Here is a 12,948-nt window from a genome sequence, read left to right on the forward strand (position 1 = left end):
CACGATTCGAAGTCCCGTTCAATACGTATTCTCATGAAGAAGAAATAGAAAAGAGATGGCAGAGGATTTAATCATCAGCACAGGAAATAAGGAAGAGAAATACCGGGAGTTACTTCCACAACTACACGCTTTGGTAAGTACGGAAACGGATCCCATAGCCAATCTTGCCAACATTGCGGCAGCGCTAAAACAGACTTTCGGTTTCTTCTGGGTAGGTTTTTACCTTGTGAAAGAGGATGAACTCGTACTGGGTCCGTTTCAGGGTCCCATTGCCTGTACCCGCATCCGCCTTGGCAGAGGAGTTTGCGGCACAGCCTGGAAAGAAGCGCGTACACTGATTGTTCCTGATGTAGAACAGTTTCCCGGACACATTGCTTGTAGTTCGGACTCGAAATCGGAAATAGTAGTACCGATCCTCCAACAGGGTGAAGTTGTTGGAGTGCTGGATATTGACAGTGATGAACTGGATAGTTTCGACATCATCGATGCACGCTATCTGGAAGAGATTTGTACGTATATTGGATAAGTTGACAACCATGCAAACGTCCTAACGTCCTAAAAAACGGAGACCCTATTTTTTTACCAGTCCATATCTTCTATTTCCCGTTCTCGGTACAGCAGAAGTTGTTTGCGAAGCGAACTCATTTCGCGTCTCATGTCTTCCATCTTTTCCAGTAAATGATGAATGGCATCGATACCTTCCATATTGATGGATAAGTCGTAGTACATTCTACTGTAACGTTCCACGTTCGGGAGTTCCGACAAAAGCAGATAATGTTCGCCGCCTTCGGTATGTACGTTAATCAAACCGCCCTCTTCCAACAAGTCGATGAATGAAGGCTCAATATGACATTTGTGACAGTATTCACTGACAATAATTAATTCGGTCTGCATAGTGCTCATTCATTTTAGTTCATACTCTGTAATTGACGGAACAACTCTTTCTGTTTGTCGGTCAAGTTCGTAGGAATCTTGACGGAATAGGTCACAATCAAGTCACCGAATTGTCCTTCCTTCTTATAAACCGGGAATCCTTTACCTTTCAGTCGGACTTTCGTACCATTCTGCGTTTCCGGCTTTATCTTCAGTTTCACTTTACCATCCAGCGTGTCGATCACTTTCTCACCTCCCAATATAGCAGAGTAAAGGTCTACTTCCACATCTACGTATAGGTCGTCGCCCAGGCGTTTGAACACCGGGTCATCGGCTATCACGAACGTAATGTATAAGTCGCCCGTAGGTCCTCCGTTGACACCTTCGGCTCCGTAGCCTTTCAGTTTGATTACCTGTCCGTCGGCTACACCGGCAGGGATAGTGATACGCACTTGTTTACCATTGACGGTCAATATCTGCTTATGCGTTTGAGCAGCATTACGAAGGGAAAGATGAAGTTCGGCATTAAAGTCCTGTCCGCGGAATCCCGCAGAGCCTTGTCCTCTTCCTCCCCGATGTCCGAACATGGATTCGAAGAAATCGGAAAATCCACTGGCATTGCCACCGGAAAATCCCTCTCCATCGGAACTATACCAATAACTTCCGTTACCGTCGGAGAAACCTTGACCTGCACCACCGAATCCGCCGAAACCTCCCGCACCGCCATAGCCTCCGGCTTGCTGCTGTGCACGTTTCTGCGCTTCGAATTCATCGGCATGTTTCCAATGTTCACCGTACTCATCATACTTTTTACGTTTCTCTGGATCACTTAGTACTTCATTGGCTTCGTTGATTTCCTGAAATTTATCCTTTGCACTCGGGTCATTGGGATTCAGGTCAGGATGATATTTTCGGGCCAATTTACGAAAAGCCTTTTTGATATCATCCTGAGAAGCTCTTTTGTCTACTCCAAGAATCTTGTAATAATCTATATAGGCCATGTTTTATGAATTTAATCGTTCATACATCATACGGCAAATAACACGCCAATCTCGCTTTTGGATGCAAAAATTAAAATAAATAAGTATTAAGTACCAAGTATTAAGTATTAGCCATGCGGATCAACTTTTCCAGAGATACCGGTTAATATTTAGTGGTATTTGTCTTACGAAAAATCAAACTTTTTATTCTTTTTTTCCTTATTGGCGTCATTGAAGTAATCAAGAAACTTTTTAAAGAATCTTCGAAAGGCCGACAGGGCTATCATCCCTCCGGAGATTCTGTTGTTTTCGTTAAAGTGCCAAATTCTTTTAGCCGATATAAACATTCACACAGAGATATACATAGAGTTCTTCATCACACTGATCGAACTCAATCTTACTCTCTCTCGACAGCCACCCTAAAGCGGCACCCAGCTCTTTATCTTTCAACCCGGATTTTCTCTTCAGAAGTCCGTAGCTCCACTTTTCGTTATTACTAAGCAGTTGCCAAACCTTACCGGCATTTACACCGATTTCATTTCTATTCATTTTTCTAGAGTAATTAAGAGGTTTAATATATTAGGTTAAAATTTCGCTTATAGAGATAACAAAAGGATAATGCAATTGTTTATAGGTCTTTACTAAAAAAGGTAACGCAAATAAGATTCACCCCGAATATGTGATGTCTAAAATAGACAAACTTAATGCGGACGATGCTGTGTATACGGTAGATACGGGAATGACTTGTGTATGGGGAACACATACCTTTTTATCGTCTATCTTGAGGTGATAATCATTTTATTTTATTATGTTTGTAATCATCAAAAAGTAAAAACACATGGAAAAGACCAACTCTTCGCCTTTATCCCGACAAGCACTGTACGCTGATAAAAAACAATGGAATCAGTTCCTTTCTGTTTTTTTATTGGCAGTGGGCGTTGGTTTTACAGTGGCAGGCATTATCTTCTTTTTTGCCTACAACTGGGATGAATTACCTAAATTTGCAAAGTTAGGAATAGTAGAGGTGTTATTAGTAGCTTCTGTCCTGCTCGCTACATTCACCCGTTGGAACAAGCTCGTCAAACAGATTTTCCTGACCGGAGCTACCTTCCTGATAGGTACGCTTTTCGCTGTCTTCGGACAAATCTACCAAACGGGAGCCGATGCTTACGATCTTTTCCTAGGATGGACTCTTTTCACCATTCTCTGGGCGGTTGCTATCCGTTTCGCTCCGTTGTGGCTGACGTTCATCGGATTACTTTGCACTACGATATGGTTGTATAATATACAGATAGCTAGTACCAACTCTTGGGAAATGACTTTGTTGGCCAATGCAGTAACCTGGATATGTGCCTTGGCAACGATCATCACAGAATGGATGAGTATAAAAGGTCATTTGGACAGAAACAATCGTTGGTTTGTCAGCCTTCTTTCACTGGCTACCATTATACACACCAGTTTTCTGTTAATGATGGCAATCTGTGAAGAGAACGCCATATTGTCTGTTCCCCTCATAAGCACCGTCCTTCTATTTTCTGCGGGACTTTGGTATGGATGGAAAGTAAAAAGCCTGTTCTATCTGGCTATCATTCCGTTTGCCGCATTAATGATTCTATTGACTACATTCATATCACAAAGCAATCTTAGGGATGTTCAGATATTCTTCTACGGAGGAGTTATTGTCATCACCGGAACAACTTTGCTCATTTACATCATTCTTCATCTAAAAAAGCAGTGGTATGGCACAGAAGCATAATCTCACTATTCAAGTCGTATCCGTTATCGGGGGAATCCTGACGGCTATTTTCTTTTTGGGATTTCTGGCACTTGCCAGAATCCTCCGCTCCGATATTTCTTGCCTGATTGCTGGAAGTATATTAATTCTCACTACGCTAACAATCAGCCGCAAGGTGGTCTGGTCTTTTCTGGATGCAATGAACATCACTTTATACATAGCCGGATGTGTATTGATTGGGTTCGGTATAAATGCCAGCATTAATCTCTTCTTCATTACACTTATGGGAATCAGTATTCTCACATTCTTGCTATCAAGAGGGTTTATCCTCCCCTTTCTTTCAGTCATTCTGTTTAATATATCTTTTTTCGGAGAAGCTGCCCATGTCTTTTCTTCGTTTTATCCCTTGCAAATAGCCGCAGTCCCTATCCTTGGAGTGTTTCTATTTACCAACATCTTTGAAAACAAGTTGTTTGAGTGTATAGGAACAGAGAATTACCTTTCCAAATACCAGCCATTTCATTTCGGATTATTCGTATCCGGTATCGTCTCACTGGGAGGATTATCAATCAATTACATGATATCAGAAACAAATAGTTGGCTTGTGGCCTGCATACTGTCTGTTTGTATATGGTTCGGAATTCTTATCATGGTTCAACGAATCATGCAGGTAATGGAAGTAACGAACCCGGTAAGCCAGATCGGAATATGCATTCTCTGCATCCTTATCTGCCTGCCGACAATGTTTGCACCATATCTGTCGGGTAGTCTCTTACTGATCCTGATATGTTTTCATTATGGCTATAAAGCAGAATGCGCCGCCGCACTTCTTCTCTTTATCTATGCCGTTGCCAAATACTACTATGATTTGAACCTAAGCCTTCTTGTGAAGTCAATCACGCTTTTCCTCACAGGAATCACATTCATGATTGCTTGGTATTATTTCACTCAAAAAAGAACGAAACATGAAAAAACAGAGTCAAATACTGATTATCATTAACCTGTTACTTTTGTTAGGATACTTCAACTGGTCCATTTACCAAAAAGAACAAACACTGAGAGACGGTCAACTCGTATTGTTTGAACTGGCTCCCGTCGACCCTCGTTCACTTATGCAAGGTGATTACATGAATCTCCGTTATAGAGAAGCTACATCAGCCTTACTCGGTGACACACAAGTAGCTACACATGGATATGCCGTATTAAATATCGACAGTAACCGAGTAGCCCGTATTGTCCGACTTAAGGATGCATTAGAACCTTTGAACGATAACGAACCGATCATCAACTATAAAATTGTAAATGACCGTTTATTTCTTGGTGCCGAATCTTTCTTCTTTGAAGAAGGTCAAGACACCCTTTATCAAAAGGCAACATACGGAGGTCTGAAAGTGAACGCCAAAGGAGAAAGTTTACTTGTGGGATTGTATGATAAAGACTTTCTGCTGATTAAGCCTGATAGATGAATATCGAAAAGCCCGGACTTTCACAAGCCTGGGCTCTTTGCATTCTTAAAACATCTCCTTATCTATAGGGAAAAAGGGACTAGCAAATTGCTTCTAACATAATAAGCGAGATGTCTTAAGAGCTATAAAAGGGATGTCCGTGGGAAATAGAGGCATCCCTTCTAAGGAACAGTGATTTGAATGGTACACTTTCACAAGCATCTCCATCCGGCTGTTTCCTTTTATAATATTTCATTCTGTAATACAAATACTTACACGATTTTCTTTCGGAGTAGAATAAGGTTGTACTGTATCTCCCTTGAAGTCAACTTTTATTCTGTCTGCCGCAATGCCTTTAGATTTCAATGCTTCAGCAACATTCCTGGCACGAGCCTCGGACAACTTAAAGTTTATTATTGCATTACCTGTATTTACATCTGCATAACCTGTTATGTAAATCTTTGCCTCAGGATTTTTCTCCATATACTCAACCAAAGAACTTATTTTTTGCTGTTGCTCGTCCTGAATACGAGCAGAGTTCAAAGCGAAGAAAATATTCTGCTTCATAGGTTCTACAACTATTTTGTCCTCCTCCGGCTTCGATTGCTCCACTACCGGAGTCGGTTCAGGACGTTGCTCCACTGTCGTAACAGAAACAGATTGTTCGGGTTCATAAGAAACAGGAACCACCTTCCTGGAGCTTCTTCCTAATGTAAAAGAGAGCCCAACCAATCCGTTGAATTGCCAATCAGCATTCACACCTTTCTTAGAGTTAAACTTGTCAGACAACATATTTGTATTCAACTCTAAGTTGATAGCCACATGATCATTCAGACGAAGATTTGTTCCCAGTCCGATACGTCCTGAAGCATACAGTTTCTTACCTGTCCACAAACGTTGCAAATTATACCCGATTGCGTTCAAAGCTACAGCCTCATCATTGTCAAAAGCGCCATTCAAGCCTATACCCAGAAATAGATATGCATTGAATATACGTTTTGAATTGAAACCATAACACAAGTTACTTAGATCAAACATAGCATCTAGGCCACCCTGCAAATATTTATATTCATAAGTAATTGCCGGATTTACCCAACTTCCTTTAGCCTGCCAGCCACTTGCTTCTGCCCGAACTGCAAACAACGGAGTAAACTTATATCCCAAAGCTACCGCCACGGACGGAGATACCAAATCTCCGAAAGTCGCTTCGCCTAAAGTATAGGCACCTCCTCCTTGCAGAGACAGAAACCAATGTGGATTGAACTCAGTTTTTCCTTCCTCTTTTCCGAAAAACTGTTCTTTTGTGTAATCAGACTGCCAAGCAAAGGCAACATTGGCGTATGCCAGAAACAGAACCAACAGAATGTGATATTTAATCTTCATATTTATTATATAATTCAACTCAAAACAGAGGACGCTCCGTTTGTTTACTGGAACGTCCTCCGAAAAATTATCTACAAATCAAGTTTCTTTATAAGAGAATCATGACTTTGTTATTGAATCGCGTTTTCTGTCAATGTTACAGGAATTGCACATTTCACAACTGACAAATCTTCGAATGTAACGGTTGCCATTACTGTAAGTCTGTAATCTCTATTCAAATGAGAACCTTCGTTTTTCCAAGTCACTTCACCTGTAGCAGCATCAACCTTCAATTCTGAATTTGCAGACATATTATTTTTAAGTAGAGTCCAGTCACCTTCTTCAACAAAAGCGTATTCCACACTTACCATGCCGGCATTCAGCTTATAAGTATCTATAGCTTTACTACTCAACGCTAATGCATTAGTAACATAAGAATAAATAGCGGCTCCTTCGTTATCCTTCACAAGAACTTGAGGCATAGTGGCTCCGGTGTTTACACCTACTCCATTACCAAAGATCCTGATACCGGCAGCATTTGCAGCAACAAACGGATTGATGAATACAATGTTATATGCAAATTCACATTCTTCTCCATTTACCAAAGTTACCTTATAAGTCATCTTCTTAACAGCATCACGTTCAGTCATCGGTTCGGTCAACTTAACTGTCTGATCTGTTGTGAATGAAGTAGACGGATCTACACCTGTTACACCAGAAGCCCATTGGAACTGAAGTGTGCTTACATTATTAACTGTATTGTAATATGCGAAGATATTCTCACCAGCTTTATTCGCAAAATGCTCGCTCACTACAGAAGACATTTCCCAGCCGTTGTTTTCTTGCCCTTTGACTATAATACAATCATTATAAGTCTGTCCATCAGCAAGAGATCGATATGTCGCTTTGTAATACAAAGGATTATAAGTATAAGGAACACAAACTTCTTTCACATAGAATACCTGTTGAAGAACAATGTCGCCGTGTGAATTATCATTAGAAGGAATAGTAATCTTAACCGAGTACTTAGCACCCTTACCGTCTACATCTTTATACGTATTCTGAGTCTTGATCTTATTATTGATACCCACTTTGATAGCAGATGTCTTGGTAGCGTCATTGTTCAGTTTAATATTCAGCAGAACACCCTTTTCATCTATCACTGCATCTGTATCTCGTTCTCTCTCCTGCTCGATAACAGTCTCTTCACGACCATTTCTGTCAGTTACAGTAACCAATACATTATATTTATGGTCAGCACCACCATAATAGTTCCAGAATGTAGTAGAAGTCAATTCTGCAGTACCGTAAATCTTATTGTTGATGTCTTGATAGTCCATGTTAACACCATCTTGTGGATAATCATTAGTAAATGCTGCCATACCAGCTTCCAATTGATGATAATCCGCAACTTGATCTTCTGCAATCCTGATAGTTCCATAATCTGGTTTTTCGTCCGGAGCCTGAGATGTTTCTGTAATCTCCAATTTGATATAAGATGAAGCTACGAGTTTCTTTTCACCTGCATTGCTAGTCAAGAAAGCGTCTACTCTAACAACGGGAGTACGTCCGATAGCCGGAGTTCCGTTTTTCACTTCAGGATTAACTTTAATAACACCGTTGCTGGCAATGTCTTCTCCTTCTTTTACGATAAACCATTGTTGATTTGTCTTTTCGTCATCTTCAGCCAAATACTTCTCAGGTATCGAGAATTCATAACTCATGCCTTTGAATCCCAATGCTGCCAACCAATTATCTTTATCATTAGAATACAATCCTACATAATTTTTCAAGTCAATAGTAGCATCATATTTAAATGTAGCATTTGCAGCAGCGTTCAATGCAACGAACTGTTTGATAAAAGCATCCGATTCACCACCGCTGATAGATTTTGTACGTTTATAGAAACCAACAGCAGTATCATCGCCTGCCTCAGTCTTTGTAGTATCAGCAAGTACCAAGTCAATCTTGCTAGATGTAGCATATACATAATCAGATGTCATTGGTTTCTGACCATACCATGCCTGTAAAGCAGCAATGTTATATTCAGCATTTTGAGCCAATGCGTTCGGATTAATTGTTGTTTCGATAGTTACAACACCCTCCGACACCTTCGTCTCGTCAACATTCAGCAACACTTTCTTGTCGCCAGCTGCACGGGTTTTCACTTTACGATCGATAAAGCCGAATACCGTTTTTCCGTCAATATTTGCATCTTCCGGATTCAAACGATAATTCAATGCCACAACATTTGATTTGCCCCAATCTTTCTGTGCATTGAACTGGCCACTAGCATTATACTTTGCTTCATCTAAATAACTCTCGATATGATAGAAAGGCTTACTAGTAGTTGCATAAGGAACATCTGTACTTACTACATCAGGAATGAATGCGATAGAAGATAAAGCAATGCCTGAAGTGATGTCTATTGCTACACCCTCCGGTGCTCCTTCAACTCCTTGAAGCGTCAATACATTGCCATTAAGAACAGCAGTGATTCCACCTTCAGATGCTGCGGTTTTCCAACTAATATCTGTTGCTTCCAGCAATTTGCCATCCTGATAAATATCAAAACAGCCAGTTTCTTTGTTAGGTACATAGTACTTACCGTTTTCACCGGCTACACCTTCTTCACCAGCCGATCCGTCAGCACCGGGTGCTCCATCTACTCCGACAGCTTTATATTCGGTTTTCACACCATTTTTGTACCAATAGCCATCTTTCTCACCAATCGTCCAAACATCAGCATCCGCACCATTCTTACCATCCGCACCATCTTTGCCATTAGTCAGTACATAGCTTTTGCCGTCACTAAGCGTCACGGTAATTCCGTTCTCTTCTTTCACAACATTTGTTATAACGGAACCGCTGTTAACTTTTGTCTGCAACTCCTCAAGTGACACCTTTACAGCGTCAATCTGTGTTTGCAGATTGTCAATGTCATCATCGTAGTCCTTACAGCCTACATAGGTGACAGTAGAAAGTGCCAACGCCCCGAAGAACATCACTTTTACAAATTTTCTTTTCATAACTACTTAAAAATTACATTAATAATATATTATTAAACACTAAGTTTCAATAATAGACAGCCCGTTACTTCATAGGTAACGGGAAAACCTTTGTGCCTGCTCTTTTGAGTAGCCAATACTGGAAAACGATATGATAGGTGATGAAACTTTTTTACCCCTGCTTCTGATAAGCGGCAGAGGGGAGGGAAATCTTTTGCAATATTTTAGAAGTAAACAAAGCCCTAATACAAAGAATCCACGTGTTTTATCTGTTTTAGTTCCGCTTTTGAGTAGTTTATTAAAAAAATGTGTGATTTCGTTTGGTTGTTTTAAGAAATATGCTCATATTTGCACCGAAATTTATTTCCGTTACCTATGAAGTAACGAGCTATTTATCAAGATGTTAATCCGCCTGTAGATCGTCGGACAAAATCAACAACCTGTCTATTAGCTTCATCAATTTTCTTACTCCTGAAAGGTTTCAAATAAGTCTCGGTTACGGTGATAGACGAATGTCCCATGGCTTCGGAGATAATACCCGGATGGATTTCGCAATAATAAGCTGTCGTAGCCCAAGTGTGCCGCGCGGTGTACGAGCTTAATTTATCGCCTAATCCTAATAACTCTCCTAAAAGCATTAATTGCTGATTGAAACTACGCAAAGCCAACTGATATTCACGATACGCTTCTTTCGTTCCTTCGCGGCTTTCCAAAAAAGGAAAGAGATAAGGAGAAGAAGAATCGCAGTTCATGTATTTCTTTACCAGAATCATTGCTTCCGGAGTCAACATCACCGACAGGGGACGCCCCGTTTTACGCCTACGATATGTGATCACATTATCACGTAAATCATTTTTGTGCAGATAAGCAAGATCAACAAACGGTATACCACGAAGAAGAAACATTAAAATAAAAAACTCATGTGCCCGTCGTAATCTTAAAGACACTCCGGACGAACGGGACAAGTCCGCAAACACTTTCTTCATATCTTCATCGCTCAATACACGTTTATGATCGGCACGAGTACCTGTATAAACTGAACGAAACAGGTGAGGAACATAAGGCGCCTTACGAAGATCGACAGCCCGATTATAAACTGCACGAAACGTGCGCAAATAAGTGGAGACGGTATTCCAGCTGCATCCACGACTCCGAAGATGCACCTCGAATCCTTTTAACCACTCCGGACTCACCTTATGGAAGGTGAAATCCTCTTTCCCACAATAAGCAATGATGGCATTGAGGCTGCTACGGTATACATGAGCGGTACCAAAATTTCCCTCCATCTGTAGCTCACGGGCTACTTGCTTCATAAATGTTAATACTTTCAACATCTCTCGGTTTATTAATAAATTAGACAATAAATATAGGGGTATTCTCCCACAATCGAACAAATGGAGGGCAGAGATGTTGCAGGAATACAAAAAAAGAACCACCTCCCCTGATAAGGGAAAGTGGTTCTTATATATTCTTAAGAAGGAGACCGGAATTACATCATTCCGCCCATGCCTCCCATTCCGGGAGCGCCCATCGGCATTTCAGGTTTGTCTTCCTTCTTTTCTACAATCACACATTCGGTAGTGAGGAACATACCAGCGATAGAAGCTGCATTTTCCAAAGCTACACGAGCCACCTTAGCAGGGTCTACCACACCGGCAGCGTGCAGGTTTTCGTAAACGTCCGTACGGGCGTTGTAACCGAAGTCACCTTTGCCTTCGCGTACTTTCTGAACAACTACCGCACCTTCTTTACCCGCATTTGCTACAATTTCGCGAAGCGGTTCTTCGATGGCACGTTTGATGATACCAATACCGGTTGTTTCGTCAGCATTGTCACCCTTCAAATCTTCGATGCTGTCGATAGCACGGATGTAAGCTACGCCACCACCCGGGATGATACCTTCTTCGATAGCGGCACGGGTTGCACGCAACGCATCGTCTACGCGGTCTTTCTTTTCTTTCATTTCCACTTCTGAAGCGGCACCTACGTAGAGAACGGCTACACCACCTGACAATTTAGCCAGACGTTCCTGCAATTTCTCGCGGTCGTAGTCAGACTTGGTTGCAACAATCTGAGCCTTGATTTGCTCGCAACGTTCTTTGATGCTGTCTTTGTTACCTGCACCGTTTACAACAGTTGTATAGTCTTTGGTAACTGTAACTTTGTCGGCAGTACCCAGCATTTCGATAGTAGCTTGTTCCAGTTTCAGACCTTTTTCTTCGCTGATAACAACACCACCTGTCAGGGTAGCGATATCTTCAAGCATTTCTTTACGACGGTCGCCGAAGCCCGGAGCCTTCACAGCACAAATCTTCAGCTGAGAACGCAGACGGTTTACTACCAATGTAGTCAACGCTTCGCTGTCTACATCTTCTGCAATAACCAACAGCGGACGACCTGTCTGTACAGCCGGTTCGAGGATAGGCAAGAAATCTTTCAGGTTAGAAATCTTCTTGTCATAGATCAGGATGTAAGGTTTCTCCATCTCACATTCCATCTTCTCCGTATTTGTCACGAAGTAAGCCGACAGATAACCACGGTCGAACTGCATACCTTCTACCACACCGATAGTAGTGTCTGTACCTTTTGCTTCTTCGATAGTGATTACACCGTCTTTAGAAACTTTACGCATAGCGTCGGCAATCAATTTACCGATTACAGGGTCGTTGTTTGCAGATATGGTAGCAACTTGTTCGATTTTGTCATAGTTGTCACCTACTGTCTCTGCTTGTGATTTGATTGATTCTACCACTTTGGCAACGGCCTTGTCAATACCACGTTTGATATCCATCGGGCTGGCACCGGCAGTAACGTTCTTCAAACCTTCGGCTACGATAGCTTGTGCGAGAACGGTTGCAGTAGTTGTACCGTCACCGGCATCGTCACCGGTCTTGGAAGCTACTTCTTTCACCAGTTGCGCACCGGTATTCTGGTAAGCATCTGCCAATTCGATTTCCTTTGCTACTGTCACACCGTCTTTTGTGATGTGCGGAGCACCGAATTTCTTCTCGATGATAACGTTACGTCCTTTCGGGCCGAGAGTTACTTTTACTGCATTTGCCAAAGCATCGACACCTTTTTTCAATTGGTCGCGGGCATCGATATTGAATAATATTTCTTTTGCCATCTCTTTATTTACTATTTAAAGATTTATGATTTACTATTATTAATTACCCCAAAACAGCGAGAACATCGCTCTGACGCATGATAAGATATTTGGTACCTTCAACGTCAAGTTCCGTTCCGGCATATTTGCCATAAAGAACCGTATCGCCTACTTTCAATACCATTTCTTCGTCTTTCGTACCGTGACCTACTGCCACAACTTCACCTTTCAAAGGTTTTTCTTTTGCCGTATCAGGGATAATGATACCGCCAATTGTTTTTTCTTCTGCAGGTGCAGGGAGGATAAGCACTCTGTCTGCTAATGGTTTAATGTTCATAGTTACTTTTTTATATTTTAGTTATACATTTAATTGTAAGTGTTGTCCACCGTCTTTCAGGCGGAACGCTAAAGTCTGTGCGAAAAGCGTGCCAAAGCAAAT

Annotated in this window: 12 protein-coding genes; 4 read left to right on the plus strand and 8 right to left on the minus strand. The window is 41.4% G+C overall.

Annotated features, from left to right (window positions below; all coding sequences use genetic code 11):
• Positions 1 to 55: 55 nt before the first annotated feature.
• Positions 56 to 526, plus strand: coding sequence for a GAF domain-containing protein (locus A4V03_RS13020; protein ID WP_065539197.1), 471 nt, complete (start codon positions 56 to 58; stop codon positions 524 to 526).
• Positions 527 to 579: 53 nt separating this feature from the next.
• Here the strand turns inward: A4V03_RS13020 and A4V03_RS13025 are convergent, their stop codons facing one another.
• From A4V03_RS13025 to A4V03_RS13035, 3 genes are all read right to left on the minus strand, one after another.
• Positions 580 to 894, minus strand: a complete 315-nt coding sequence (locus tag A4V03_RS13025) for a chaperone modulator CbpM (RefSeq protein WP_008025905.1) — start codon at positions 892 to 894, stop codon at positions 580 to 582.
• A 14-nt stretch (positions 895 to 908) separates the two neighbouring features.
• The gene (locus tag A4V03_RS13030; protein WP_065539198.1) at positions 909 to 1,874 is read right to left on the minus strand and encodes a DnaJ C-terminal domain-containing protein; all 966 of its coding nucleotides are present in this window, start codon (positions 1,872 to 1,874) and stop codon (positions 909 to 911) included.
• A 309-nt stretch (positions 1,875 to 2,183) separates the two neighbouring features.
• Positions 2,184 to 2,402 carry a winged helix-turn-helix domain-containing protein gene (locus A4V03_RS13035; RefSeq protein ID WP_004301053.1) on the minus strand — a complete coding sequence of 73 codons (219 nt, stop codon included), beginning with the start codon at positions 2,400 to 2,402 and terminating at the stop codon, positions 2,184 to 2,186.
• Between the two features lie 289 nt (positions 2,403 to 2,691).
• Between A4V03_RS13035 and A4V03_RS13040 the strand changes: the two genes are divergently transcribed.
• The 3 genes from A4V03_RS13040 to A4V03_RS13050 are packed head-to-tail and all read left to right on the plus strand — an operon-like array spanning position 2,692 to position 5,054.
• Positions 2,692 to 3,609 carry a DUF2157 domain-containing protein gene (locus A4V03_RS13040; protein ID WP_065539199.1) on the plus strand — a complete coding sequence of 306 codons (918 nt, stop codon included), beginning with the start codon at positions 2,692 to 2,694 and terminating at the stop codon, positions 3,607 to 3,609.
• A complete protein-coding gene (locus A4V03_RS13045) occupies positions 3,593 to 4,588 on the plus strand; it encodes a DUF4401 domain-containing protein (protein WP_065539200.1) in 996 nt (331 codons plus the stop codon). The genes A4V03_RS13040 and A4V03_RS13045 overlap by 17 nt, the downstream gene beginning before the upstream one ends.
• Entirely contained in the window at positions 4,554 to 5,054 is a 501-nt protein-coding gene (locus A4V03_RS13050; protein WP_065539201.1) for a GDYXXLXY domain-containing protein, read from the plus strand. Before A4V03_RS13045 ends, A4V03_RS13050 begins: the two co-directional genes overlap by 35 nt.
• Positions 5,055 to 5,285: 231 nt before the next feature.
• On the opposite strand, the gene A4V03_RS13055 is transcribed toward A4V03_RS13050, so the two are convergent.
• The 5 genes from A4V03_RS13055 to A4V03_RS13075 form a co-directional block, all read right to left on the minus strand.
• Complete coding sequence (locus A4V03_RS13055) at positions 5,286 to 6,416, minus strand: OmpA family protein (RefSeq protein ID WP_065539202.1); 1,131 nt, start codon at positions 6,414 to 6,416, stop codon at positions 5,286 to 5,288.
• Positions 6,417 to 6,526: 110 nt separating this feature from the next.
• Positions 6,527 to 9,424 carry a PL29 family lyase N-terminal domain-containing protein gene (locus A4V03_RS13060; RefSeq protein WP_065539203.1) on the minus strand — a complete coding sequence of 966 codons (2,898 nt, stop codon included), beginning with the start codon at positions 9,422 to 9,424 and terminating at the stop codon, positions 6,527 to 6,529.
• Between the two features lie 374 nt (positions 9,425 to 9,798).
• Positions 9,799 to 10,737 (minus strand): tyrosine-type recombinase/integrase, encoded by a 939-nt coding sequence (locus tag A4V03_RS13065; RefSeq protein WP_065539204.1) that lies wholly within the window; start codon positions 10,735 to 10,737, stop codon positions 9,799 to 9,801.
• A 155-nt stretch (positions 10,738 to 10,892) separates the two neighbouring features.
• A complete protein-coding gene (gene groL / locus A4V03_RS13070) occupies positions 10,893 to 12,530 on the minus strand; it encodes a chaperonin GroEL (RefSeq protein WP_065539205.1) in 1,638 nt (545 codons plus the stop codon).
• Positions 12,531 to 12,573: 43 nt separating this feature from the next.
• Positions 12,574 to 12,846 (minus strand): co-chaperone GroES, encoded by a 273-nt coding sequence (locus A4V03_RS13075; RefSeq protein WP_004314007.1) that lies wholly within the window; start codon positions 12,844 to 12,846, stop codon positions 12,574 to 12,576.
• Positions 12,847 to 12,948: the final 102 nt, after the last annotated feature.

It is taken from the genome of Bacteroides caecimuris (genome assembly GCF_001688725.2).
Taxonomy (GTDB): Bacteria; Bacteroidota; Bacteroidia; order Bacteroidales; family Bacteroidaceae; genus Bacteroides; species Bacteroides caecimuris.